This window comes from Pseudomonas sp. NPDC089422, assembly GCF_044749405.1.
In the GTDB taxonomy this organism is placed as follows: Bacteria; Pseudomonadota; Gammaproteobacteria; order Pseudomonadales; family Pseudomonadaceae; genus Aquipseudomonas.
In genome coordinates this window covers 165,427-189,870 of record NZ_JBIVHW010000007.1, presented here as the reverse complement: position 1 = coordinate 189,870, position 24,444 = coordinate 165,427, and the positions used below count along the sequence as shown (strand labels likewise).

20 protein-coding genes are annotated in these 24,444 nt (G+C 56.2%); 9 read left to right on the top strand and 11 right to left on the bottom strand.

Annotated elements, in window-relative coordinates:
• Positions 1 to 147 precede the first annotated feature (147 nt).
• Positions 148 to 1,467, top strand: coding sequence for an NAD(P)/FAD-dependent oxidoreductase (locus ACIPZ8_RS15295; protein WP_400724559.1), 1,320 nt, complete (start codon positions 148 to 150; stop codon positions 1,465 to 1,467).
• A 66-nt stretch (positions 1,468 to 1,533) separates the two neighbouring features.
• Here ACIPZ8_RS15295 and ACIPZ8_RS15290 read toward each other — a convergent pair whose 3' ends face one another.
• The 8 genes from ACIPZ8_RS15290 to ACIPZ8_RS15255 are packed head-to-tail and all read right to left on the bottom strand — an operon-like array spanning position 1,534 to position 9,843.
• Complete coding sequence (locus ACIPZ8_RS15290) at positions 1,534 to 3,081, bottom strand: acyl-CoA synthetase (RefSeq protein WP_400724556.1); 1,548 nt, start codon at positions 3,079 to 3,081, stop codon at positions 1,534 to 1,536.
• Between the two features lie 46 nt (positions 3,082 to 3,127).
• On the bottom strand, positions 3,128 to 3,904 hold the full coding sequence (locus tag ACIPZ8_RS15285) for an enoyl-CoA hydratase-related protein (protein WP_400724554.1): 777 nt from the start codon (positions 3,902 to 3,904) through the stop codon (positions 3,128 to 3,130).
• Complete coding sequence (locus ACIPZ8_RS15280; protein WP_400724551.1) at positions 3,904 to 4,902, bottom strand: NAD(P)H-dependent flavin oxidoreductase; 999 nt, start codon at positions 4,900 to 4,902, stop codon at positions 3,904 to 3,906. The genes ACIPZ8_RS15285 and ACIPZ8_RS15280 overlap by 1 nt, the downstream gene beginning before the upstream one ends.
• Positions 4,899 to 6,059 (bottom strand): acetyl-CoA C-acetyltransferase, encoded by a 1,161-nt coding sequence (locus tag ACIPZ8_RS15275; RefSeq protein WP_400724548.1) that lies wholly within the window; start codon positions 6,057 to 6,059, stop codon positions 4,899 to 4,901. Before ACIPZ8_RS15275 ends, ACIPZ8_RS15280 begins: the two co-directional genes overlap by 4 nt.
• Complete coding sequence (locus ACIPZ8_RS15270) at positions 6,052 to 6,849, bottom strand: enoyl-CoA hydratase/isomerase family protein (RefSeq protein ID WP_400724545.1); 798 nt, start codon at positions 6,847 to 6,849, stop codon at positions 6,052 to 6,054. The genes ACIPZ8_RS15275 and ACIPZ8_RS15270 overlap by 8 nt, the downstream gene beginning before the upstream one ends.
• Positions 6,846 to 7,913 (bottom strand): phosphotransferase, encoded by a 1,068-nt coding sequence (locus ACIPZ8_RS15265; protein WP_400724542.1) that lies wholly within the window; start codon positions 7,911 to 7,913, stop codon positions 6,846 to 6,848. Before ACIPZ8_RS15265 ends, ACIPZ8_RS15270 begins: the two co-directional genes overlap by 4 nt.
• Positions 7,910 to 9,085 (bottom strand): acyl-CoA dehydrogenase family protein, encoded by a 1,176-nt coding sequence (locus ACIPZ8_RS15260; RefSeq protein WP_400724539.1) that lies wholly within the window; start codon positions 9,083 to 9,085, stop codon positions 7,910 to 7,912. Before ACIPZ8_RS15260 ends, ACIPZ8_RS15265 begins: the two co-directional genes overlap by 4 nt.
• On the bottom strand, positions 9,082 to 9,843 hold the full coding sequence (locus ACIPZ8_RS15255) for an SDR family NAD(P)-dependent oxidoreductase (RefSeq protein WP_400724537.1): 762 nt from the start codon (positions 9,841 to 9,843) through the stop codon (positions 9,082 to 9,084). Before ACIPZ8_RS15255 ends, ACIPZ8_RS15260 begins: the two co-directional genes overlap by 4 nt.
• Positions 9,844 to 10,066: 223 nt before the next feature.
• Here ACIPZ8_RS15255 and ACIPZ8_RS15250 point away from each other — a divergent pair, with 223 nt between their 5' ends.
• The 6 genes from ACIPZ8_RS15250 to ACIPZ8_RS15225 all read left to right on the top strand — a co-directional run bounded on the left by ACIPZ8_RS15250 (position 10,067) and on the right by ACIPZ8_RS15225 (position 18,476).
• Positions 10,067 to 10,681 (top strand): TetR/AcrR family transcriptional regulator, encoded by a 615-nt coding sequence (locus tag ACIPZ8_RS15250; RefSeq protein ID WP_400724535.1) that lies wholly within the window; start codon positions 10,067 to 10,069, stop codon positions 10,679 to 10,681.
• 46 nt (positions 10,682 to 10,727) lie between these two features.
• On the top strand, positions 10,728 to 13,370 hold the full coding sequence (locus ACIPZ8_RS15245; protein WP_400724532.1) for a LuxR C-terminal-related transcriptional regulator: 2,643 nt from the start codon (positions 10,728 to 10,730) through the stop codon (positions 13,368 to 13,370).
• 195 nt (positions 13,371 to 13,565) lie between these two features.
• Entirely contained in the window at positions 13,566 to 14,882 is a 1,317-nt protein-coding gene (locus ACIPZ8_RS15240; RefSeq protein WP_400724529.1) for an MFS transporter, read from the top strand.
• Positions 14,883 to 14,936: 54 nt separating this feature from the next.
• Complete coding sequence (locus ACIPZ8_RS15235; RefSeq protein WP_400724526.1) at positions 14,937 to 16,211, top strand: OprD family porin; 1,275 nt, start codon at positions 14,937 to 14,939, stop codon at positions 16,209 to 16,211.
• 24 nt (positions 16,212 to 16,235) lie between these two features.
• Positions 16,236 to 17,375, top strand: a complete 1,140-nt coding sequence (locus ACIPZ8_RS15230; RefSeq protein WP_400724524.1) for an acyl-CoA dehydrogenase family protein — start codon at positions 16,236 to 16,238, stop codon at positions 17,373 to 17,375.
• 24 nt (positions 17,376 to 17,399) lie between these two features.
• Positions 17,400 to 18,476 (top strand): CaiB/BaiF CoA transferase family protein, encoded by a 1,077-nt coding sequence (locus ACIPZ8_RS15225; protein ID WP_400724521.1) that lies wholly within the window; start codon positions 17,400 to 17,402, stop codon positions 18,474 to 18,476.
• A gap of 53 nt (positions 18,477 to 18,529) precedes the next feature.
• Here the strand turns inward: ACIPZ8_RS15225 and ACIPZ8_RS15220 are convergent, their stop codons facing one another.
• The gene (locus ACIPZ8_RS15220; RefSeq protein WP_400724518.1) at positions 18,530 to 19,513 is read right to left on the bottom strand and encodes an NADPH:quinone oxidoreductase family protein; all 984 of its coding nucleotides are present in this window, start codon (positions 19,511 to 19,513) and stop codon (positions 18,530 to 18,532) included.
• A gap of 35 nt (positions 19,514 to 19,548) precedes the next feature.
• Positions 19,549 to 20,229: a nitroreductase gene (locus ACIPZ8_RS15215; protein WP_400724515.1), complete on the bottom strand. Its 681-nt coding sequence runs from the start codon at positions 20,227 to 20,229 to the stop codon at positions 19,549 to 19,551.
• A gap of 95 nt (positions 20,230 to 20,324) precedes the next feature.
• Here ACIPZ8_RS15215 and ACIPZ8_RS15210 point away from each other — a divergent pair, with 95 nt between their 5' ends.
• Both ACIPZ8_RS15210 and ACIPZ8_RS15205 read left to right on the top strand, forming a co-directional pair.
• Positions 20,325 to 21,203 (top strand): LysR family transcriptional regulator, encoded by an 879-nt coding sequence (locus tag ACIPZ8_RS15210; RefSeq protein ID WP_400724512.1) that lies wholly within the window; start codon positions 20,325 to 20,327, stop codon positions 21,201 to 21,203.
• Positions 21,204 to 21,335: 132 nt separating this feature from the next.
• On the top strand, positions 21,336 to 22,829 hold the full coding sequence (locus ACIPZ8_RS15205) for a PucR family transcriptional regulator (RefSeq protein WP_400724509.1): 1,494 nt from the start codon (positions 21,336 to 21,338) through the stop codon (positions 22,827 to 22,829).
• Between the two features lie 139 nt (positions 22,830 to 22,968).
• On the opposite strand, the gene ACIPZ8_RS15200 is transcribed toward ACIPZ8_RS15205, so the two are convergent.
• Complete coding sequence (locus ACIPZ8_RS15200; RefSeq protein ID WP_400724506.1) at positions 22,969 to 24,375, bottom strand: NAD(P)/FAD-dependent oxidoreductase; 1,407 nt, start codon at positions 24,373 to 24,375, stop codon at positions 22,969 to 22,971.
• Between the last annotated feature and the right edge of the window lie 69 nt (positions 24,376 to 24,444).

Here is a 24,444-nt window from a genome sequence, read left to right as displayed (position 1 = left end):
GCTATATGCAACTAATTCGCATTGACAATTACTTTTCGTCGCACTTCAGCCGTGCCGGAGAGGCGTTAGATTTTCCGTCCTGCACGTTATATTTATGGCTTGCCACGAATGACATAGTCGCGCCAAAACAACCCCAAGAAGACGCGCATGTACAGAAACACTTCTACTCCCGCAGACGACAATGGTTGCGGCTGGTTTCACCTGAGCCCGGCCCGCAGCGTACGTCCCTCTCATCATGGCCGCACCGAGGCGCGCTGGGTGGTGTTGGGCGCGGGATTCACCGGTCTTGCCGCTGCCAGGCAATTGGCACTGCGTTACCCTGACGATCACGTTGTCCTGGTGGAAGGCCAACAAGTCGGGTTCGGCGCCTCTGGGCGCAATTCGGGCTTCGCCATTGACCTTCCCCACGATATCGGTGCTGCCGACTACATCGGCCATCTACCCACCGCGCGGATGAACCTGAAGCTCAACCTGCACGCTCAAGCCATTATCAAACAGTTGGTCGCCGAGCACGGCATCGACTGCCAGCTGCGCCCGGATGGCAAATACCAGGCAGCGGTGGAACCCAAGGGATTGGCTGTACTGGAAGCCTACCGAAGCGGCCTGGACAAGCTTGGGCAACCCTACGAGATGTTCGAAGGACATGATGTTCAAGATCATCTGGGCACCGCTTTCTACCGCAAGGCGCTCTATACCCCCGGGACTCTGCTGCTGCAACCCGCCGCCTTGGCCAAGGGGCTGGCCGAAAGCCTGCCGAAGAACGTCACGCTGTTTGAAAACACGGTCGTCACCCACCTTGAGCAAGGACAGCGCACCGTCCTCAAGCACGCAGGTGGCGAGATTGTTGCCGAGCAGCTGTTACTGACCAACAACGCGTTTGCCAGTCATTTCGGCTTCCTCACCGGCCGACTGCTGCCGATCTTCACCTACGCCAGCATGACCCGCCCGTTGACCGAGCAAGAGCAGGCTCGCCTTGGGGGCAAAGAAACCTGGGGGATCATTCCGGCCGACCCATTCGGGAGTACCTTGCGCCGCACGCCTGATCAGCGTCTTCTGGTGCGTAACAGCTTCAGCTTCAACGCCGATGGCCGCGCCCATCAGCGCTACCTGGACCGGGCACAGCGCCAGCACCGCGCCTCGTTCGAACGCCGATTCCCAATGCTATCCGGAATGCCTTTCGAGTACACCTGGGGAGGCTCCATGTGCTTGTCGCGCAACCACCTGTCCCACTTCGGTAGCCTGGCACCGAACATTCATGCCGCACTGTGCTGCAACGGCCTGGGGATCACCCGGGGTACCGCAACGGGGACTTTGCTTGCCGATTGGCTGGCGGGTGACCGGAACGAACTGATCGACTTCCTGCTGGGTTCCGAAGGACCCAACCGCAATCCGCCCGAGCCGTTTTTGAGCCTGGGCATAAACATGAACCTTTGGTGGGGGCAAATGCGCGCTGGCCAAGAAAGCTAGTCTCCCTGACACTCAGCAAGGCAGGTCCAGTCGGCACTGCCTTGCCGCTGTCACCAGAAAATCAGCTTACGACACCACTAGCCGCTTGCAGGCAGCATGCGCAGCCTCGTACTCCGCCTTGAGCAATCGTTTCATCAGCTTGCCAGTAGGTTCTCTAGGCAACTCGCTGCGAAAATCGAACTGCTGGGGACATTTGATACCGCCCAGCGCTTCGCGCACGAACAAGCGAAGCTCGTCCCGGAACTGCTCGTCGGCCACCGTCCCTGATTTGGGCTGCACCACGGCGACCACACGCTCGCCCATTTCATCATCGGGCGCCCCAAAGACCGCCACATCATCGACCTGCGGGTGCGTGACCAGGTGATTTTCGATCTCCTGAGGGTAGATGTTCACACCACCGGAGATGATCATGAAGCTCTTGCGATCGGTCAGGTAGAGGTAGCCATCCTCATCCAGCCATCCGATGTCATTGAGAGTGGCCCACCCCTTGCTGTTGTAGGCCTGGCGTGTCTTCTCCGGGTCATTGTGATACTCGAACTTCGGACCGTGGGCGAAATACACATCCCCTTGCTGACCCGCGGGCACTTCCTCCCCATCGTCCCCTACGATTTTCACTACTCCCAATACCGCCCGCCCAACTGAACCAGGTTTGGCCAGCCATTCGGCCGAGTCCAAGGCAGTGATGCCGCACGTCTCGGTGCCCGAATAGTATTCGTAGATGACTGGCCCCCACCAATCGATCATGGCGTGCTTGACCGGGACCGGGCACGGGGCTGCCGCGTGAATCACTGCTTGCAACGAGCGGTGGTCGTACTTGTGCCGAGCCTGCTCATCAAGCTTGAGCATACGGACGAAATGAGTCGGCACGAACGTGGCGTGGGTGATCCTGAACCTTTCAATCAATGCCAACGACTGCTCTGCGTCGAAGCGATCCATCACTACCACCGTTCCGCCGAAGCGGTGGATGACCATTGCCCATCTGAGTGGTGCCGCGTGATACAGGGGCGATGTAGACAAGTAAGTGCTCGCAGGCCCCATGCCGTAGAGGCTCTCGCCCAGTTGCATCAACGGCGTCACCGCCTCGATAGGCCCTTCGGGAAGCTGCGGCTTGACGCCTTTGGGGCGCCCCGTCATACCCGACGAATACAGCATGTCCGAACCCGCATTCGGTTCGGCCACCAGGTTGGCAGGGAACCCTTCACACGCTTGTACAAAGCTCACCTGGCCAGGGGCGTAACCAAAGATATGCGGCGCATCCGAGCCGATTTTCTCCGCCGCTTGCGCGGCGACGTGCGAATAGGGCTTGCCAGCAATAAGCACCTTGGCTTGCGAATTGCCCAGGACGTAGGCAAGGTCATCAACCGATGTCTTGGTGGAAATCGCTGTCAGGTATAAGCCTGTACGTTGAGTCGCCCAAGCCGCAATGAAAATCTCGAAGTCATTTCCCAGCACCACAGCAACGGTGTCGCCGCGCTTCAAACCAAGGCTTCTGAGCAAGTGAGCGCCCTGATTGGCAAGGCCCTCAAGCTCACCATATGTCATGACTTCATTGGTCGACGCCAGGATGCAGGCAGCTTTTTCAGGATGCTCACTGGCGTGAATAAACGGGTGCATGGCTTGTCCTCTTTTTGTCTTTGTTGGCTAGCACATCACGGGGTAATCAGTGCCCAACCCATTGGGGCGAGCGTTTTTCGGCGAACGCTTTGGGACCTTCGATTGCGTCCTCAGACCTGAGCATCGCCTGCACTTCTGGGTAGTCCCATTGTTCATGTAGCGCCTGCGACAGTGGGACTTCCAGCCCACGCATGACGGCCGCTTTGGTGGCACGGACCGACAGCGGGCTGCACGCCAGGATATCGGCTGCCCATCGACGAGCGGCTATCATGACGTCGCCATCAACCACCTCGTTCACGAACCCCAGTGCGGCCCCTTCCACCGCCGAAACCCGGCGCCCCGTCAGCAGCATGCCCATGCTGCGCTTCAAACCGATCAAGCCGGGCAGCCGCTGCATTCCTCCGGCCAGCGCCGCCAGACCAACCTTGGCTTCGGGCAGCGCAAAGGCAGCGTTGTGCGAGGCGATAATGATGTCGCATGCCAGTGCCAGTTCGAACCCTCCCCCCATAGCTACACCATTAACGGCGGCAATGACGGGTTTGTGCAGGTCAAAACGGGAAGTCAGGCCACCGAATCCGCAGGGCGGCGTTCCAAGATTTGCATCCGAGGCCTGTTGCTTCAAATCATGCCCGGCACAGAATGCTTTGCTGCCGCTACCGGTGACGATTGCCACCCACTGCTCCGCGTCACCTGCAAAATCGTCGAATGCCTGTTGCAGTTCTTCGTGAGCTGCATAATTCAAGGCATTGTGCGCTTCAGGACGCTGGAGCGTGATAATCGTCAAACGTCCCTCGTGTTTTACTTCAATGAACCGATAGTCCATTACACGTGCTCCTGAAAGGGGTTGAGCATGCCAGCCAGCCGCTCGTGGATGATTGCCTGGGCGTCGTGGACCATGCGCTCCAACAATTCCTGACAACTTGGGATGTCGCGGATAAGACCCTGAATCTGCCCAGCCCAGATCAGGCCAGCATCCAGGTTTCCCGTTTCCAGCGCCTCCCGGCCGCGCGCGCCCGAGACATAACTGCGAATATCTTCGAAGGTGGCGCCTGGCTCGTTTGAAAGGGTCACCACAGTGTTCGACACACTGTTTCTGGCAACGCGGCCAGTATTATGGAAACTACGGAAAATGAGGTTGGTGGCACGCTCATCGTTATCTACCAGGAATGCCTTGATCGTATCGTGGATGGGCGCTTCCTTGGTGGCACAAAATCGTGTGCCCATGTTCACCCCTTCCGCGCCTAACGCCATGGCCGCAGCCAGCCCCCGACCATCACCGATGCCGCCGCTGGCGATGATGGGAATATTGACTTGATCAGCCGTGGCGGGAATCAGCACAAGTCCAGGAATGTCGTCTTCACCTGGATGACCTGCACATTCGAAACCGTCGATGGAAATGATATCCACGCCCATCCGCTGTGCAGAGACAGCGTGTCGCACAGCGGTGCACTTATGGATGACGGTGAGGCCATGGGCCTTGAACGCCTCAACATGCTCCTGGGGCTTGTTCCCTGCCGTCTCAACGATCTGTACACCCGAATCGATGATTGCCGCCCGGTACTCTGCGTAAGGCGGAGGATTGACTGACGGCAAAATCGTCAAGTTGACGGCAAATGGCTTGTCAGTCATCGAACGGCAACGGTCGATCTCACGGCGAAGATCGTCTGGAGTCGGCTGAGTGAGTGCCGTAATTGTCCCGAGCCCTCCGGCATTTGAGACTGCACTGGCCAGCTCAGCTCGGCCAACCCACATCATCCCGCCTTGAACAATCGGATGTCGGATGCCCAGCAATTTAGTGACTCGGTTACTGAAAGCCATCACAGCACCTCCAGAATCGTCACATTACTTACACCACCACCTTCGCACATTGTCTGTAAGCCGTAGCGCAGGCCGCGGGCTTTCAGTGCATAGATGAGGGTCGTCATCAGCTTGGTGCCCGATGCGCCCAAAGGATGCCCCAAGGCAATCGCTCCGCCATTGACGTTGAGTCGTTCAGGATCAGCCTCGATGGCATCCAGCCACGCAAGCGGAACAGGGGCGAATGCTTCATTGACTTCGTAAAGGTCAATATCGGCAATGTTCATCCCTGCTTTTTTCAAAGCCTTGCGCGTTGTGAAAATCGGCTCCTCAAGCATGATCACGGGGTCACCTGCGGTCACCGTCATATCAACGATACGGGCAAGTGGCGTAAGTCCGTACTGTTTGAGAGCCCGCTCACTGACTACCAAAACCCCTGAAGCCCCATCACACACCTGGCTGGCATTCGCCGCAGTGACAATGCCACCTTCCTGCAATGGGTTCACCGAGGCTATCGCCTCTAGCGAGGCATCGAATCGAATACCTTCATCCACAACATGAAGACCTCCAGGAGTGGCCAGACCAAGAATTTCATCGGAGAAGGCGCCGGAATTCGTAGCTTGGGCAGCGCGGTCATGGCTCTTTAGAGCAAAACGATCCAGCGTCAGGCGGTCGTAGCCATACTTGGCTGCAAGCATTTCAGCGCCTGCAAACTGACTGAAGGTCTCAACCTTGAATCGGTCTTTGATGCGCTGGCTGAAGGGGCCGATGCCAATGCCTTCTTTCTCGTGGAAAGACATGTTCGAGAACATCGGTACGCGACTCATGCTCTCCACGCCGGCAGCAATCACCACATCCTGAACTCCGGACATAACCGCTTGGGCCGCAAACTGCACTGCCTGTTGGGAGCTACCGCATTGACGATCAATCGTGACTGCCGGCACGGTCTGAGGAAGCTTCGAGGCCAGCACTACGTTCCTGGCAAAAGCGAAAGCCTGCTCACCCGCCTGGGTAACACACCCAACGATCACGTCGTCAATCACAGCTGGGTCAATCCCGCAGCGATCCACGAGAGCATTCAGAACCTCACCACCCAGGTCAGCGGGATGCCAACCCGACAGCTTTCCTTTGCGACGGCCACCTGCTGTACGGACTGCTGCAACGATATATGCATCACCCATGACGCTGCTCCTTATTGTTCTTTGTGTTGCGCTGCCCTACGAAGGCAGCGACTTTGTCCCGAACATATGGCTGCACGGAAATCGCCGAAATGCTTCGTGCCTCGCTTTCCAGTTGGCTCTCAAGCTGGGAGCCGTAACTATGGAGGAGGAGCTGCTTCACATGCCCTAAGGCGGGCACGTTCATCTCGGCGAGTGTCCGAGCAACTGAATGCCCTTCCACTTCAAGTTGGCCATCCTCTACCACCCTGGTAATCAGACCGAGCTCTACGGCCTGACCTGCGCTCATCCGCTTGTTGAGCAAGATGATTTCCTGAGCTCGCCGCATGCCCAGAAGGCGAGGAAGAATCCACGTAAGGCCGCCATCAGGGCTGAGGCCTATCGCGCCGTAGGCTGGAGTGAAAGAGCTCGACTGCTGGGCTATGACAATGTCACCCATCAGCGACAGACTCATGCCTGCCCCGGCGGCGGCCCCATTTACCAAGGCAACGATGGGTTTGTTCATTCTCATGAACCGAGAGATAGCCAAATGGAGCGTGCCGGCCAACTCACTCAGAAACCCCGAAATCTCGTCTCCAGCTGTCACGAAAGACGCCAGGTCGCCCCCGGCACAAAAAAGCTTGCCGCTGCCCGTCATGACCACGACACGAATGGCCTCATCCTGATCACAGGCGATAGCAGCTTTGAGGAGAGCTTTGGCCATCGGCAAATCAATGGCATTGCCTTGCTCAGGACGATTCAATACGACCGTCGCGATGCCGTCCCGAACGCTCAACAACACGGACTCACTCATCGGCAATCCTCCATCGCCCTGCGTGCAAGCTCAGCGAGTACGGGAAAACTGCGAGCCCGTTCCTGAGCATGAATGGAGGCTGCAGTGCCTCGAATCACTCGACCTTTGATTCCATGAAAGATCGCGGCCATCCGGAAGAAGTTGAACGCAATATAAAACTCCCACGAGGGAATAGATGCCCGCCCAGTCCGCTCGCAGTAGTCGGCAACGTATCGCTCTTGAGAGGGAATGTTCAGGCGATCCAGGTCGACGCCCGCCAAACCGGCAACGATGTCAGGAGGCATCTGATACATCATTGCGTGATTGGCGAAATCGGCGAGGGGGTGGCCCAGCGTTGAAAGCTCCCAATCCAGCACGGCCACTACCTTCGGCTCGACTGGATGGAAAATCATGTTGTCACAACGAAAGTCGCCGTGAACGATGGTCGTTTCGTCGCCAGCGGGAATATGGTCAGGTAACCAACGCACCAACACATCCATGTTGGGGTCGCGACCTGCTGCCTCATCCTCGAGGTATTGTCGACTCCACCGGCTGATCTGACGGGCAAAGTAGTTCCCTGAACGACCGTAACTTTCCAGGCCGACCGACTTCGGATCGATTCGATGAAGAGAGGCAATTGTGCTGTTCATGGCATCGAAGTACGCAGGCCTGTCGTGCTCAGCCACGTCGGGAAATCTCGCATCCCAGAAAATCCGTCCCTCTACCCGCTCCATTACGTAAAAAGGAGTGCCCAGCACAGCCTCATCAAGGCAGAGACCGTGAATATGAGGCACGCTGAACCCAACCTTCCCAAGCGCCTGCTGAACGTGTGCTTCCCGCTCAACCGAGTGCGCCCCTTTCAGAATTTGCCCAGAGGGCTTTCTGCGCAGGACGTAGCTCGCGCCAGGCGTGGTGATCTGGTAGGTGGGAATGGACTGTCCGCCCCTGAACTGCAGGACGGTCATGGGCCCTTTAAAACCCTGGACGTTCGCCTCCATCCATTGACGCATGGCGCGTTCGTCGACCTCCATATCTGCACGGACTTCAGATGTACCCGCATTAGCTTTCTGTTCGAGCGCATTCATGCTTTAGCCCTCGTCCAGTTGCGCTTGATCGTTTTGGCAATTGACCATTTGTGAACCTCGGTCGGGCCGTCGTAAACACGGAACGCCCTGATCTCCCGGAACACCTGCTCAACGATGGAGTCTTCCGTCAGGCCACTGCCACCCATGACCTGAACACACCGGTCGGCCACCTTCATAAGCGTTTCACTGACCGAGACCTTGGCCATCGAGCTTTCAGTGCCACCCGGCGCGCCGGTGTCCAGGACACCCGCGCACCAGTCGATCATCAGTTCAACCTGCTGCAGGTCGATCAGGTTTTCGGCCAGGCTGAAGCCAACGCCTTCGTGATCAATCAGCAACTTGCCGAATGCCATCCTCCGATTTGCATAATCGGTGGCGATTTCGTTAGCCCTGATGCATGCACCAAACCACCGCATGCAGTGGGACAAGCGTGCCGGAGCAAGACGCACCTGCGCGTAACTGAAGCCCTCACCAGCATTACCCAGCATTTGGTTGTTGGGTACTCGCAAATTGTCCAAGGTGACAACAGCGTGACCACCTGGCATCGAGCTATCGATAGTACGAGGGATACGCTCGATTTTGATGGAGGGGTCAGGCAAGTCCACGAGGAACATACACGCCCCCTCCTGCGCCTTGGCCATCACGATGCCAATCTGCGCACCCTCAGCACCCGTGATGAAGGCCTTACGGCCATTGATCACCCAACTATCACCGTCTCGGTGGCAGGAAGTCTGCATCATGGATGGATCAGACCCCGCACCACCCTCCTCAGCTGGCTCAGTCATAAAGAAGGCAGATCGAGCTTCGCCTGACACCAGCGGCGCCAGAAAACGATCCTTGATGTAGTCGCTTCCGACCTTGCCCAGCAGATACATGTTTCCCTCATCCGGGGCACACGTATTACATGCAAGCGGACCGAGCGGTGAGAGCCCAGTTTGCGTGAGCACAATGGCCGTACCGCGCTGACTCAGATGGCTACCATCTGCGAGGATGTGAGGCGTGAGCACCCCAGCTTGGCGTGCTTTTTCCCGCAGTTCTTTGACCAGGGTATCTGTTGGGCAGCCATGAGAATCGCGGCGACTGTCTTTTTCGTATGGGGCCACGATATCGCGAACGAATCGCTCAACCTTCTGAGCAATGGACTTGGCTAAATCGAGATCATCATTTGTCATCGCGCTGCCATCCGGATTGCGCCATCCAGCCGAATCACCTCGCCATTGAGCATTGGGTTTTCAACGATGGATTGGACGAGCTGAGCGAACTCATCAGGTTGACCGAGCCGGCTAGGGAATGGCACTTGTTGACCGAGGGATTGCTGAGCCTCTTCCGGAAGGGATGCCAGCAATGGCGTGAGGAAGATGCCTGGTGCAATGGTCATGACCCGAATGCCGTACCGCGCAAATTCTCTGGCGAGAGGCAAAGTCATTCCCACGATTCCGGCCTTGGATGCTGCATACGCCGGCTGGCCAATTTGGCCATCAAATGCGGCCACGCTTGCGGTGTTGATGATGACGCCCCGCTCTTCACCGCTCTGCTCCGCGGCATGCAAGCGAGCCGCGAACTTGGAAAGCACGTTGAAGCTGCCGTTGAGATTGATGTTGATGATCCTGGCAAAGTCTGCCAGTGGTAAAGCCTTACCGTCACGGCTGATGGCCTTGGCAGGTGGGCCAATGCCAGCGCAGTTCACCAGGATTCGCGCTTTGCCATGAACGCCTTCTGCCGTCTCGAGTGCATGCTCGATGGCCTGCTCGTCAGTGACGTCAGCCTTGAGAAATAGCCCGCCGATTTTCTTTGCCAGGGCTTCGCCAAGCTCCTGGTTCAAATCAATGACGGCGACCTTGGCTCCAGCCGCTGCCAAACGGCTGGCCACTGCGCCCCCCAGACCAGAAGCACCACCGGTTACGACTGCTGCTACGTCGTGGATCTTCATCGAGCAAATCCTCTGTTTATTTTTGTAGCGGATTAGGCATTCAGGTGACCCTCGGCACGCCATTTCAAACCAGCCGGTAGACCACCTACTCACGAGTAGGCTAGAATCGAATTCATGAACGTGTCAAGCGTTACCAGGGGCCTGTTTCTGCTTTGGACGCTTGGTACATGACGTAAGATGCCTATTGATGGCAGCGCTACGCTGATTCGAAAGGACAACATAAGTGACTGAAACCTCACCCTTCCAAACCCCGGCCCAGAAGCAGACCGAGCGGGAAGCAAAACGCCAAGCGGTTCTGCGCGCTGCCGTTCGAATCTTCAACGAGCGAGGCTTCCACGCCACGTTGCTCGAGGATGTCGCGATTAGCCTGGGGATCTCCAAGCCAACGATTTATCACTATCTGGGTAACAAGGAGCAGGTACTGCTCCAATGTGTGATCCACGGACTGGAGCAATTGATTCAAGCTGCGGATGCCGCCAGGCAGGAGCCAGGGCGAGGTATTGATCGACTGCGCAGTTACCTGCGGCGGTATGCAGAGATCAACATGGATGATTTTGGCCGGTGCGTGATCCGCACAGGTGACGAGGCGCTTTCTGAAGAGGGTCGAAAACAGTTCCGCGGCCTCAAGGGTGAAATCGACCATGCAATGCGCACGCTCATCGATGATGCAATCAAGGATGGCTCCATCGCCCCCTGCGACTCAAAACTTTTGGCATTTACGCTGGCAGGTGCCCTTAACTGGCCGGCCAGGTGGTTTTCGCCAGAAGGCAAACAAACACGCGAAGAAGTCGCTCAGCAGATGGTTGATCTGTTGACCGTAGGTTTTGCTCCGCGCTGAAGCGCTGGAGCTTGAGTTGTCAAAGCAGTTCGGGAGGTCGTGAGACATGCGTGTATTCAGCAATCCGAATCCTCGAAATCAACGGCCTCTGCCTGCCAATGCCATGGTGATCCGTGATGATCTCATCTCGAAAATCAAAGACACGGATGGGGCACTCACGCTTCTGAGTGCTCCCCCAGGCTTCGGAAAAACCACGGTCATGGCCCAGGCCTTCCATGCGCTGGAAGAAGACGGGGTCAGCTGTGCTTGGCTCTGCGCCAACGCCACTGACAACGACCTGCCGAAATTTTTTAATTGCCTCGAAAAAATCGCTGTGGTTTTAGGAATCGCCAAACCTGGAAGCGATGCCATCACCTCGTTGACAGATGTGTCGCGTCCGTATGCCCTGTTCATCGACGAGCTGGAAAACATCCATGAGCGCTCTGTCCTTTCGCTAATACACGAGATCATCAGTCACCTCCCATCTTGCGGACGGGTCGTTATCTCGACGAGGAGCAATCCCGCCTTGGGTTTATCTAGCCTGAGAGTCGCCGGGAAGGTGACGGAGATTGATGCTTCGGCTCTACGCTTCAACCTTCATGAAGCCAGTGAGCTCTTCTCTGCTCCGTTGGCGTCTGGGCAATTACAAAGCGAGGATGTATACCACCTCCACAAGAGGACTGAAGGATGGGCCGCTGCCCTCTGGCTCGCTTCGATAGCACTGAAACAGGCCAAATCGCCCGCGGAATTCATCTCTCAGTTTTCCGGGTCGACAGGCACTTTCGCTGAATATTTGGCTGAGGTGGTGCTAGGCGACCAGCCGATTCATATGCGGCGTTTTCTTCAACGCATCAGCATCCTCAAGCAGTTCAATACGTCTCTGTGCCAAGAACTCAACCCCGATACAGAAGCGGAGCAGTTGCTGAGCGATCTACTCAGTCAGAGTCTGATCATCCCAATTGAATCCAGGCATGGAACGTGGCGTTTACACGGCCTTTTTGCGGACTACCTCAGCAATCTTTTGATCGGCGAGTCCCCCGACCTCTACGCAGAGCTCCACCTCGCAGCATCTCGATGGTTTGATAACAACGACCAACCTGCCCAGGCCATCGACCACGCCGTTAAAAGCAAGAAGTACAGCTACGCCATTGAATTGCTAAGTAAGCATATTGAATCGCTGCTCCAGCAAGGTCGCATGCGACTTTTGAGCCGGTGGTTTACGTCAATACCGAGCGATCTGATTGCAGCTCAGCCACCCCTTTTCATCATGTCCCTCTGGGCCGTTGCTCTGACGGAGGGTGCTCACCAGGCCTTGAAGAAGCTCGACCAGATTGACTGGCGAAACAACGCCGATACCCATGTCAGGAATCACGGCGCAGCGCTTTACCCCACTCTGTTGGGAATGATGGATCGATGCGAGGAAGCGGTTCAGGTGGGAATGGATTCGCTGGAAAACATGGATGCTGGCCATGAATTCGCAAGCGCTACCCTGCTCAATGCCATTGCTCACCAGATCTTGATCATAGGGCAACCGCGTGACGCTCAGAGAATGATCGACGCTGCCAGGCGCCTGCACGGCGGCGAGAGCCTGTTCAACCGTATGTACTCTGAGACCACAGAAGGGCTGATCGATATGTTGCACGGGCGTCTTCGCCACGCCGCTGCTCGCTTCCGTCTTGCAGTAGATGTCACCCATGCGGTCGACAAGAAACACAGTCATGGCAATGCCTGGGCAGGTGTCCTATATGCCGCGACGACTTACGAATCGAATGACTTGCAGCAGACAAGTCAGCTGATCAATGTCTATCTGCCATTGGCCCGCGAGGTGGGCATTCCTGATCATCTGATCCTGATCTACCTCCTGAAGTGTCGACTCGCGTTCATAGAGAGCGATATCGACACCGCACTTGAAGCGGTGACGGAGCTGGAATACCTGGGTCACAGTCGACGCCTCCCCAGGGCAGTGGCCGCGGCTCAACTCGAACGTGGCAAGATTTTACTCATGCAAGGCAGCGCTGAGGCTTCCTACGACGAACTGAGCCGCGCGGAGGACCCCGAGATATGGGGACGCGAGTGTAAACAGCTCCTGCTAGCACATGACATCCATTACCTGCGCCTGGCCAAGCTGAGGTGGGAAATTCACTTCGGTAATCCAATGACAGCCCTTCACCAAATCGATGGTGATTTGCGAGAAGCACGCTCATCGGGCCGACTTCACCGGGCACTGGTGCTGCAGCTGTTGCGAGCAATGGCGCTGCAACGTTGCGACAACGTCCCGGGCTGTCTTAAAGAGTTGGAGGAAGCGCTGACCTTTGCGGCCGGAGAGGGCTACGTTCGTACTGTTCTTGATGAAGGGCCAGCGCTTGGTTACATAGTGGCAAGGTTCCAGCAGTCCTACGACGCCAGGGAGCTGAAGTCTCCGCTTTTCGCAGATTACTTGAAGAAAATCACTTCCGGTTTTGGCTCGCTCGTACACACCTACTGCTGGAAGAGTGCCTCCTCATCCCAAGGAGCCGATGGCCTGACAAGGAAAGAGATCGAAGTGCTTATGCTGCTTACTGAAGGCTGCTCAAATGTCGATCTCGCGGACAGGCTTCATGTGTCCAATAGCACTGTGCGCACCCATCTTCGAAACATCAATTCCAAGCTGGGTACCAAAAGTCGCACGCAGGCCCTGGCCGCAGCCCGTCGCCTCAGCCTGCTTGATTGACGATTGGGTAGAAAATCGTCTTTTGAGACGATTTGCCCAGCCGACCCTCTCCGTAAACTGAATTCAGACGCTTTCGATTTCCTGGCCAAGTGGCCAGGGGATGCGTCTATGCCGACACCGTTCCATGGCGATGCTCGCCCCTCGATGGGCAGGCCGTATGTAATTTCTCACAAAAATAATTAAAGGGATTACGCAATGAACGAACAAAGCACCACCCTTCCCTATGCAGCGAGCCGAGCATATCCGGGCCGCTGGTACGCAGTGGTTTGCCTCATGGCGTTCTACGCCATTTCGATGGTTGACCGATTTATCCTTTCTGCCGTTGCCCAACCGGTCACTCAAAGCCTTCAGCTCAGCAATACGCAGATGGGCCTGCTTCTGGGTGCCGGCTTTGCAATTCTCTATTCCATCGCAGGGGTTCCCGTCGCCTACCTCATCGACCGAGGTAATCGCAGCCGGATTATTCTTGTCGGCGTGTTCATCTGGTCACTCATGACTGCTGCCTCAGCCTTCACCGTCGACTTCACCACGCTGATCATCTGCAGAGCCGGCGTGGCCATCGGCGAAGCGGTTCTGACCCCTGCCGCAATGTCGCTCATAGGTGACATGTTCCAACGCAAGGAGCGAGCGCTGCCTACGAGCTTCTATATGGCCACCGGCAACATCATGGCCACTGGAGCCTTCCTGATTGGTGGGGCGGTTTACCAATTTGCCGGAGGGCAGCAGTTGATGCCAGAGATGGAGCCATGGCGCTTCACACTTTTCGCCGTTAGCCTACCTGGTTTCCTGATGGTGCTGCTTTTCGCTCTGACTGTTCGTGAACCTGCACGGGTTCAAGGTGAATCCAGCAATCAGGCTACCCACAGCGACTTGATGCCGTTCCTGAGCATCAACCGGGGAATGTTCATCCCGTTCCTCATCGCCACAGGTTTCATTTCGTCGCTGACGCTGGGGATTATTTCCTGGGGCCCAACACTTCTGGTACGGCTTCACGAGCTTACCGCGTCACATGCCAGCTACGTTTTCGGATCTGTTGGACTTCCTGCGTCCGTTTTTGGAACCATGACGCTGCCATGGATCGCCAGCAAATTGCAGAAAGGGGGCCGCCCAGACGGCATCATCTTGATCCTCTTCGTTGCCGTCACGCTTCCCGTACTTGCCGTCATTGCCGGACTTTTGAGCGGCATTTATTGGCTGCTGGTGGCTTCGTTCGCGGTTTGCATGATGTTCCTGCCCAGCATCTCGGTGCTGACCTGCCTGGCCATGCAAATGATCAGCCCTTCCCGCCTGAGGGCCAGAACGGTGGCTGTGAATCTCCTGGTTATCAACTTGTTCGGATATACCGTGGGCCCATTCCTAAGTGGCCTTCTCGCAGACAAGGTCTTCAGCGGTCCTACAGCAATTGCATACGCATTGGCAACGATGGCAGCTTTCATTGGCCCCTTCGCATTGATTGGCTTCGCTCTGTCACGAATGAAATTCGGACAGATGATGACCAATCAAAAGGACTAAGGCACTAGCAGAACCTAGCCAGCACTCCAAACAAAAATAATAGTGGAGTTACACATGCTTACCCGCTCTTGCACACTGCTTCTGCTATCCATTCCATTTTCCCTGACTGCTGAAGCTAATAGCACATTCTTTACCGATAGCTCTGCAAGCGTTCTTCTGCACAACTACTACTTTGATCGTGATTATAAAGACAGCGAGAACCCCGCCCTCAAGCGCGAATTGCGCGAATGGGCACAGGGTGTGACGCTTGACTTCAAGTCGGGCTATACCGAGGGGCCGATTGGTTTCGGCCTCGACCTGCACAGTATGACTGGGATCAAGCTCGACTCGTCGCCGCACCGAGCTGGCACCCAGCTTCTTCCGCTTGATTCGAAGGGCCGGGCTGAGGACAGCTATAGCTCGTTTGGAGGCATTGCAAAGCTGCGCTACGAGCAAACCAAGTTGAACGCTGGACGAATGGTAATTTATAACCCAGTGGCCTACTCAAGCCCTGGCCGTCTTCTGCCTCAAACCTTCCAGGGCGTGACGCTCCAGTCAGAGGACCTGCAAGACTGGACGTTCATGGGGGGGTACCTGGATCGGATCAAATTCCGTGACTCAAGCAACTACGAAAACATCCGGGTGACCGCACAGAACGGACGTTTCATTGATGCCGATTCCAGTGCTTTTACCTACGCTGGTGTGAAGTACAAGGTCTCACCGACCTTCACCGCGAGCTATTACCACGCGACGCTGAACGACATTTATCGCCAGGACTATCTGTGGCTTGTACACGACCTTCCACTGGGCCCGGGCAGCCTGAAAACCGATTTCCGCTGGGTAAAATCGGGTGAGGATGGGGCAGCCAACGGCGGGAAAGTCGACAACGACAACTACGGCGTTGTGTTCCGCTACTCGCTTGGCGGAAATACCTTCAGTACCGGTTACATGGCGCTCTTTGGGGACACTGCTCAGCCCTACATGGGACGGAGCGAGCCATCGCCTACGGTGGAAGGTGCAATCGCTACCGACTTCCTCAATGCCAAGGAAAAAACCTGGCAGGTTCGCTGGGACTACAACTTCGCCGCCTCCGGCATACCCGGTCTAACCGCGATGGTCTGGCACATGCGGGGCGACAACATTGAGCTCCCTGAGCGCATGGGGGGCAGCAATCGTTACGAACGAGAAAGCCAGGCCCAAGTGGCTTATGTTATCCAGTCCGGCCCCCTGCAAGGCCTGGGCTTCAAACTTCGCCATGCCTGGTACAGAAACAACTTCACGCAAGCGGCAACATTCCGGGACAACAACGACCTCAGGTTCAACGTCCTCTATACCTGGAAACTTTGGTAAACCCATTCGACTCAAGGAGTTCTCATGAAGCGCGCAAGCTTTGAAACCGAGCATGAAATGTTCCGGGATAACTACCGGGCATTCCTTCAAAAAGAGGTGATGCCGCAGAAGGCCCAGTGGAGAAAAGACGGCATCGTCCCCCGTGAAATGTTTCAGAAAATGGGCGATCTCGGGTTTCTCCTGCCCTGGGCAGATGAGGAATATGGCGGACTAGGCATTTGGGATTTCCGCTACCAGCAAATCATGATTGAAGAAGACAACCGCTTCGGGGAGGTGGGCTTTTATCACACCCTCCACAGCCGCCTCGTTGCCCCTTACATCAAGCATTTCGGGAGTGAAGATCAGCAGGCACGTTATCTGCCTAAATGCATCAGCGGTGTGATGATCCTCGCCATCGCCATGACAGAACCCGACGCAGGCAGCGATCTGGCTGGAATGAAAACCCGCGCTGTTGAGTATCAAGATCATTGGGTTCTCAACGGAGCCAAGACGTATATCTCCAACGGAGTCAATGCAGACGTCGTCCTGGTGGCGGCCAAAACCAACCCAGAAAACCCGCGGCAGATTGGCCTGTTCCTGGTTGAGCGGGGTATGCAGGGGTTTGAGCGAGGCCGTCAGCTCGAGAAAATGGGGCTGCACGCTCAAGATACCGCCGAGCTCTTTTTCAACGACGTCAGGGTACCCAAAGCAAACCTGCTGGGTGATGCCACACAAGGCCTGACCTACCTGAAGACCTCACTCGTCGAGGAGCGATTGATATCGGCTGTGGGATCACTGGCAAATGCTTTTGCCGGATTCGATCTCACGCGTGACTACGTGCTCGAGCGTAAAGCGTTCGGGAAGAAAGTCGCGGACTTCCAAAATACCCGCTTCGTCCTGGCCGACCTGGCCGCTGATCTCGAGGTCGCCCAAGTCTATGTCGATCATTGCGTAACCCTTCACAACGCAGGTGAGCTGAGCGTGCCCTCGGCAGCCAAGGCGAAACTCTTCACCAGCGAACTGGAGTCCCGGGTAATGGATGCGGGTGTCCAACTGCATGGCGGTGCCGGCTACATGCAAGAGTACGAGATCTGTCAGCGATTCCAGGATGCAAGGGTCTCCCGGATATTCGCCGGCAGCTCCGAGATCATGAAAGAAATCATTGCTCGCTCAGTGCTGAGCTAACCGATATCGAGAAACGGAGGATTTATGGGCCCACTCCAGGGAATCAAAGTGGTTGAGATGTCGGGTATTGGGCCGGCTCCATTCTGCGCAATGGTGCTTGCAGATCTTGGAGCGGAGGTCATCCGTATTGTGAGACCGCGCACGCCAGTTGATCCTCGCGATGTCCTCAGCCGGAACCGCCCCACGGTGGAGCTGGACATCTCTGATTCAGAGGGCAAAACCGCAGTGCTTGACCTGGTCAAACATGCAGACATTCTGATCGAAGGGTTTCGTCCAGGGGTGATGGAGAAGAACGGCCTTGGGCCTGAGGATTGCCACGCCGTGAATCCTCGCCTCATCTATGGCCGGATGACCGGCTGGGGGCAATTTGGGCCATTGGCTCACACTGCTGGCCATGACATCAATTACATTGCGATAACAGGTGCACTCAACAGCATCGGGCGCCCAAATGAAACCCCTCCTCCTCCAATCAATTTCGTTGGCGACTTCGGCGGTGGTGGAATGCTGCTGCTGGTGGGGCTTCTTGCAGCAATCCATGAGGTGAAAGTCTCTGGCCAGGGCCAAGTGATCGATGCCGCAATGAGCGACGGAACCACCCTGCTTGCCGCCTTCATTCACGGCCTACGGGCCCAGGGCCATTGGAATTCTCAGCGGGGAACCAACCTGCTGGATGGCGCTGCCCCGTTTTATGATACCTATCGGTGTTCCGATGGACGCTTCATTGCCATCGGCGCCATTGAACCCAAGTTTTACCAAGAGTTACGTGTTCGTTGCGGACTTGATGGCTCTCTTTTTGACGACCAGATGAACGTCGACTGCTGGCAGTCTCAGAAACAAGCACTTGCAGGTCTGATCGCCACCCATACACGCGAACACTGGATAGGCCTGCTTGAAGGAACGGATGCCTGCTTCGCTCCAGTTCTGGATTGGGATGAAGCGCCTGAGCATCCGCACAACAAGGCCCGGGAAACCTTCCTGACCCTGGATGGCACGCTCCACCCAGCTCCTGCACCGCGGTTTTCCAGAACCGCAGCAGCAATCCCACGCTCTGCGTATAAGGGCACACTCGACGAAATCATGCAGCGCTGGAACCGGCAGTAACCCCAAAAAAGAATCCCCGCGTTAGCGGGGATTTTCTTCATGCGACAGCAGCTTCAACTAACATCCGCCACCTTGATGACAGTCTTGCCAACCCCTTTCCCAGTCAAAGCGTACTCCAGGGCCTGCGTGTATTCGGTGAATGCAAAGGCCTTCCCAACAGGTGGCGCAAGGCGGCCTTCACCTACCCAGCGCAATAGCTCCTGGAGATGTTCTTTTCCTTTGTCAGCTTCGAAAATCTCGAACTGGCGAACGTCAACACCGACCAGAGATGCGCCCTTGAGCAATGGAAGATTTGCTTTCAGAGCGGGAATGGGGCCGCCCGCAAATCCGACGACCAAGTGCCTCCCTCCCCAGGTCAGCGACCGGAATGCTGGCTCGAACAAAGGCCCGCACACGGGATCGAAGACAACATTCGGGCCCTTCTGGCTACACAGTTCTTTTACTTGGTCGCGGAAGTTTTCAGCAGCGGAATCGATTACGTGATCAGCCCCAACACGCTGCGCGTATGCGCGTTTTTCAGGAGTAGAGGCTACGGCAATCACTTTGGCGCCGAGGCATTTACCGACCTGGATGGCAGCCGAGCCGACACCGCCCGCGGCGCCAATCACAAGCAGCGTTTCCCCTGGCTGGAGATTCCCCCGATCCCGCAGGGCGTGCATCACGGTCACAAAGTTGATTTTGAATCCTGCAGCTTGGTCGTACCCCATGACATCTGGAATGGCCGTAACCTTTTCTGCGGACGCGACCACCAACTCAGCGAATCCACCATGAACCTGGGTGATTACACGAGTCCCGACCTCGATGTCTGTCACCCCTGCCCCTACGGCTTCTACCTTGCCGCTGATTTCCTGGCCTGGCACGTGCGGCAGTGGAGGCTTCACCTGGTAGCGCCCCAGAGATTCCAGTGCATCCACATAACCGATGCCGCAGTTCGCGACGCGAATGAGCACCTCACCGGCGCCTGGCTGGGGGTTCGGCACGTCGACCATCTTGTAATTCGAAATCGCATCCAAATCATGAGTTTCAACGCGTTTCATAACGACTCCAATCGAATGGCAAGAGGGATAGGGCTTTAGATGTTGAAGCCTCTGAACTCGGCAATTTCATCGAGTGAGGCGCGCTCAGTGCGCAGTGTGTTGATCGGGTGTGCTGTATCGGGGTACCCAAGTGCTATACCGCAGAACACCATGAGTTCTTCGGGTAGTTCGAGATGACGCTCGACGGTTTGATGAACGAGTGTCCAGCACGCTTGGGCGCAGGTAGCAAGCCCCCGTTCGCGCGCGAGCAGCATTAACGTTTGCAGGAACATCCCTAGGTCCGCCCACTGGCCGGACCCCATACTTTTGTCGACGGCCAGAATGATGCCGACAGGGGCGTCAAAAAATCTGAAGTTACGGGCGAATTGCCTGCCTCGACCTTCCCGGTCGCCACGAGTCACCCCCAGCGTGGCATAGAGGTCCTCCGCACACTGTGCGCGACGGGCTTGGTATTCAGCGGTGAGATTTTCTGGATAAATCGGGTAACCCATGCCCTCCCCACGTGGGCTTCGACGAAGGGTGTCCGCGACTTCGTCTTTGAGGAGCTGGAGTGCATGCCCAGTAAGCGCTACGACTTTCCAAGGTTGCAGATTCCCGCTTGAAGGAGAGTAGCGGGCGACGTCAATCAGTTCGCGAAGCAGATCGAAATCCACGGGCCGCGGTTCGAAGGCTCGTGTGGAGTGTCTATGTAGTACAGCTTCCGTCACAGCATGCATAGCTTCACCGTTGTCCTGGAGGGTTACAGTGATGCTATCTTTGCAATTTACGGATTAGAATAACCATCTATAGATATCACTTATGCGGAAACTCGATGAAAATATCGTCATTTTCAGAGGTAGAAGCCTTCCTAACCGTTGCTGAGCTGATGAGTTTCGGCCAAGCAGCTCGAGAGCTGGGAATAGCCCAGTCAACTGTCAGCCGCAGGATCACCAATTTAGAAGCTCGGCTTGGGCATCAGCTGGTCTTGAGAACCACCCGTAAAGTGGCACTGACCGATGCGGGACAATCCTACGCAGCGGATCTGCGCGAGGTTGTAACTAGGCTTGAAGCCGCCGACTCGAAATTGCAGAGCGGACTACTCAGCGCCGAGGGGCTGCTGCGGGTTACCATGCCAACTGCATTTGGACGCGCATACGTTCTTCCTAGGCTTGCCCGGCTCTCCAAGTACTATCCACGCCTGCGGTTTGAAGTGGACCTCTCCGATCGCTACGTTGATCTGCTTGATGGGGAATTCGACGTGGCGATTCGCCTCGCCTCACCAGCTCAATCAGGGGTGAGATATGTAAAGTTAATGAGCTTCAAGCCTGTTCTGTGTGCATCACCGTCCTACCTGGCGCAACATGATTGTGTGAGCGAACTGGCCGGACTGACCAAACACGTGTGGCTGGCTCAGCGTGTCTACGCGCCTGCCCTGAACTTCCAAGTCTCATGGCAAGGTACCCGGACAAATCTGGAAATCAAACCTCGCATAAGCGTCAGCGATGCCACATCGTTGCGCACTCTGACGCTGAATGGAGCAGGCTTGGCAGTATTGCCATGCTATCTAGTCGAGAAACAACTACAGCGTGGAGACCTCGTCGAGGTACTTCCTGGGTTAGAGTTCGATGAGTTCGAAGTATTCGTGGCGTTCCTGAGACATCGAGAGCAGTCGACTAAGGTGAAGGTGTTGCTGGACGCGTTGCGCGCTTGACCTGCATAGCGCTCGGCCGCCCTGAAGGATTAGGAACGCATGGCACAGAAAGCTCTTGCGCGGCTTTCTGGGACCTTGTTCTTTCACTACGATACCGTGGCCGCTGAACCCTCCTCTTAGCCGGAATTGCTCATGAAGTTCACCATAAGCGACATCATCAACAACAGTTCATTGAGAACTCGCTTACTCACTGGCACAGAGGGCCTCGCTCTAACGGTACGCTGGGCACATGTATGCGAACTGGCGGACCCAACGGAGTGGCTAGGTGAAGGCGATCTTCTTATGACGACAGGCATAGGAATTCCAGCTGAACCAGGCGCCCAGAGTGAGTACCTGGAACGGCTGATCCACGCAAAAGTTTCAGGCTTGATGATCGGCGAAAACATGCAAGCGCCGGCGGACCTGAGCGCATTGTGCGAAGCCGCGAGCGATCGCGGTTTTCCTGTTTTGATGACGCATTACTCCATCCCCTTTTCGGCGGTAACTCGAGCTATCGTCGATGCGGACAGGCAGCAAGAATTCGAACGCCAGAATGCAGTCAGCAGGGTCTATGAAAGCGCCCGCATGGGATTGAGAGGCATTGGTGTCGCGTCACTCCTGGAGCGGTTGGGTAAAGACGTGCGCTCCAGCTTGTATCTATTCGACACGCAGCAATTGGCCCCTTGGCAGGGAAATCTGCAAACCCTTCCGGAAACCTGGAGACAGGCAACCCTCAGCCGCAGACAAGAGCTCCGTGGCGCTCAACCGGCCGTTCTGCGTTGCATACGCGCAGACACCAATGATGAAGCCATGGTCATGGCTTTGCCCACGCAACCCTCTTGCTCGATTTTGGCTACGAGTGGCGATTTGCTCGACTATGGCCTCCTTCATCATGTCGCAGCAGTCATTGGGATTGAACTCGAACGCCTTCAAGCGGAGCAGGAGCGCCAGTTACGGCTTGGTTCTGAACTTCTCGACGACCTGCTTCAACAGCGCATTGCCGAGCGTGCCGGGAAGGAGCGCTTGCAAGAAATCCTTGGAACAGTGGAGCATGCGGTGCTGGCTCTGGCCCGGCCAGCCAATGAGCTTCCTACAGGCTGGCAACATCAGCTCCTTAGGCAACGACAAGACTTCTTGCTACGTAGCCAAGGGGATGAATTGATTTTCCTCCTGGTTTCGAGCGATGCGGCAGAGGTGATCCAGAAGTCACTGGGCTGTCCACTGGGTTTGAGCAATGCTCTTGGGCATCCCGGGAGGATCATCGAAACTTTACGTGAAGCACGCCTAGCACTCGCGCATGCAAGTGTTCAGCGCCCCTTGGTCCACTACGGCAGTTCCCACACGACAGCACCTTGGCTTCCAGATAGCCTGGATGAGGCTCAACGCTTGCACCGTGACGTTCTCGGTTCGCTGCTCGATTACGATCTGCAGCAGAGCACGCAATTCAACCAAACCCTAAGGACGTTCCTTGAGCACAACCGCTCTTGGCAAAAAACTGCACAGCAGCTGAACGTACACAAGCAGACTCTTGTTTACAGAATACGTCGAATCGAAGAGATCACTGGCCGCTCTTTGGACAGCACCGAGGATGTCGCGGTACTGTGGATTGCACTCAGGTCTGGTGATATCGCTGGTGCGGGTGAATGATTGACAATTAACGCTTAGCGGGTGAAAACCTGGACTTCCCTCTCAACGGCAGGACGCTCAGCGAGGGAGAGGGAATGCCCAATAAAGGAAAACTTAGTCGATAATCAGATAGCTGATGCCTATGATTGACACTATCTGCTCAACCCTTGTCTTCGAGACCAGCAGGGGCGAAACGTGACAGGAAGCGGTCAACGCCAGATACTACCTTTCCTCCGAGTTCAGCCCTTTCCTTGCGAAGGACAGCATTGCGCACCATCGACCCGCCCAAGTAACGAATCGGCTCAGGCGGGAATCGACGACAATTTCGCCCCACGAGTGGGCATTGGCTCCAATCGTCATTCCTGCCCAGTGCAAGGCTGGCAAGAATGCGCCCACCAAGCCGGCTCGGCCCTACACCGTTTCCGCTCCAGCCAATGCCGTAGTGAATGTTTGGGCTGCCATTGAGGCAACCAAATACCGGCAGACTGTCATAGGTACGGTCGATGGGTCCCGACCACCCATGAGTCAGACCAACATCATCAAACTCAGGATACGTTCGCCGCAGGTCCGCTTTGGTAAGTTCCAGGCTTGCCCGATCATCGCTGAACACTGGGCCAATCCGGGACCCAAAAGCGATCGCACCTGTTCCTTTGCCAAAAGCAATGCGCCCATCCCGCGTGGTTCGGTAATAATCGACCATCAACTGCGAGTCGGTGATCGCCTCCCCCCCTGCCCAGCCAGCACTTGCCAACCGCGCTGGCATTGCTTCGGTAATCACGATTGAACTGTTCACCGGGACCATCATCTGAGCCAACTCCGGCAGTTGGGCTGCCCAAGCGTTAGTAGCCAACACCACATTCCGTGCGATCACCGCGCCCTGTTGGGTCAAAACCTGGGCAGGCTGGCCCGGCATAATTTTCGTGACTGCCGAGCGCTCATAAACTTCCACGCCTTGAGCAATTGCCACTCGACGCATGCCTCGCGCAAGCAATGCAGGTTGGACGGTGGCATTACTCCGCTCGAATACACCTGCCAAATGAACAGCAGAACCCGTGCGACGAGCGACCTGTTCGGCATCCAACCGCTCGAACGGATGCACTCCGAGCCTCTCGCAAGCTGTCAACGTGCCGTTCCAGGTATCGATATGCTGCGGTGTAGTAGCAGTCCAGAGCCAACCTTTCTGCTGAAAGTGGGCATCAATCCCATGCTCCGCACAGAATTCGCCTAACTCGTAGATCGCCCTTTCCGCCTTCTCGCCAAGGAAACGTGCTTGGTTCTCATCACAGAAGGCTCGTAGGGTGGCAATTTTCGGCCACCAAGACATGACGAATCCTCCGTTGCGGCCAGAAGCCCCTCCTCCACAGACATCTTGCTCAAGAATCATCACTCGAGCATCAGGCTCCAGTTGCTTCAGCGTCATTGCGGTCCATAGCCCAACAAAGCCGCCGCCAATGATCAGCACATCAACTTCATGATTGCCTCTCAAGGTTGGAGAGATCGCTGCTTCGAAATCAGAGGATTCCATCCAGAAGCTGCGCTTCAAAGGCGGGGTGGGTATTAGTTTCATTGTGATAGCCCCAGGTGGTCGAAACGGTCACGACCAGTTTGTTAAGGCCTGTGGCCCTGGACAATCAAA

Coding starts and splice junctions, on each gene's coding strand:
- ACIPZ8_RS15285 (WP_400724554.1), bottom strand. CDS start 3,904: ATGGACTATCGGTTCATTGAAGTAAAACACGAGGGACGTTTGACGATT.
- ACIPZ8_RS15230 (WP_400724524.1), top strand. CDS start 16,236: ATGAAGCGCGCAAGCTTTGAAACCGAGCATGAAATGTTCCGGGATAAC.
- ACIPZ8_RS15205 (WP_400724509.1), top strand. CDS start 21,336: ATGAAGTTCACCATAAGCGACATCATCAACAACAGTTCATTGAGAACT.
- ACIPZ8_RS15295 (WP_400724559.1), top strand. CDS start 148: ATGTACAGAAACACTTCTACTCCCGCAGACGACAATGGTTGCGGCTGG.
- ACIPZ8_RS15275 (WP_400724548.1), bottom strand. CDS start 6,059: ATGGGTGATGCATATATCGTTGCAGCAGTCCGTACAGCAGGTGGCCGT.
- ACIPZ8_RS15200 (WP_400724506.1), bottom strand. CDS start 24,375: ATGAAACTAATACCCACCCCGCCTTTGAAGCGCAGCTTCTGGATGGAA.
- ACIPZ8_RS15290 (WP_400724556.1), bottom strand. CDS start 3,081: ATGCACCCGTTTATTCACGCCAGTGAGCATCCTGAAAAAGCTGCCTGC.
- ACIPZ8_RS15265 (WP_400724542.1), bottom strand. CDS start 7,913: ATGAATGCGCTCGAACAGAAAGCTAATGCGGGTACATCTGAAGTCCGT.
- ACIPZ8_RS15255 (WP_400724537.1), bottom strand. CDS start 9,843: ATGAAGATCCACGACGTAGCAGCAGTCGTAACCGGTGGTGCTTCTGGT.
- ACIPZ8_RS15210 (WP_400724512.1), top strand. CDS start 20,325: ATGAAAATATCGTCATTTTCAGAGGTAGAAGCCTTCCTAACCGTTGCT.
- ACIPZ8_RS15235 (WP_400724526.1), top strand. CDS start 14,937: ATGCTTACCCGCTCTTGCACACTGCTTCTGCTATCCATTCCATTTTCC.
- ACIPZ8_RS15240 (WP_400724529.1), top strand. CDS start 13,566: ATGAACGAACAAAGCACCACCCTTCCCTATGCAGCGAGCCGAGCATAT.
- ACIPZ8_RS15270 (WP_400724545.1), bottom strand. CDS start 6,849: ATGAGTGAGTCCGTGTTGTTGAGCGTTCGGGACGGCATCGCGACGGTC.
- ACIPZ8_RS15260 (WP_400724539.1), bottom strand. CDS start 9,085: ATGACAAATGATGATCTCGATTTAGCCAAGTCCATTGCTCAGAAGGTT.
- ACIPZ8_RS15225 (WP_400724521.1), top strand. CDS start 17,400: ATGGGCCCACTCCAGGGAATCAAAGTGGTTGAGATGTCGGGTATTGGG.
- ACIPZ8_RS15245 (WP_400724532.1), top strand. CDS start 10,728: ATGCGTGTATTCAGCAATCCGAATCCTCGAAATCAACGGCCTCTGCCT.
- ACIPZ8_RS15215 (WP_400724515.1), bottom strand. CDS start 20,229: ATGCATGCTGTGACGGAAGCTGTACTACATAGACACTCCACACGAGCC.
- ACIPZ8_RS15220 (WP_400724518.1), bottom strand. CDS start 19,513: ATGAAACGCGTTGAAACTCATGATTTGGATGCGATTTCGAATTACAAG.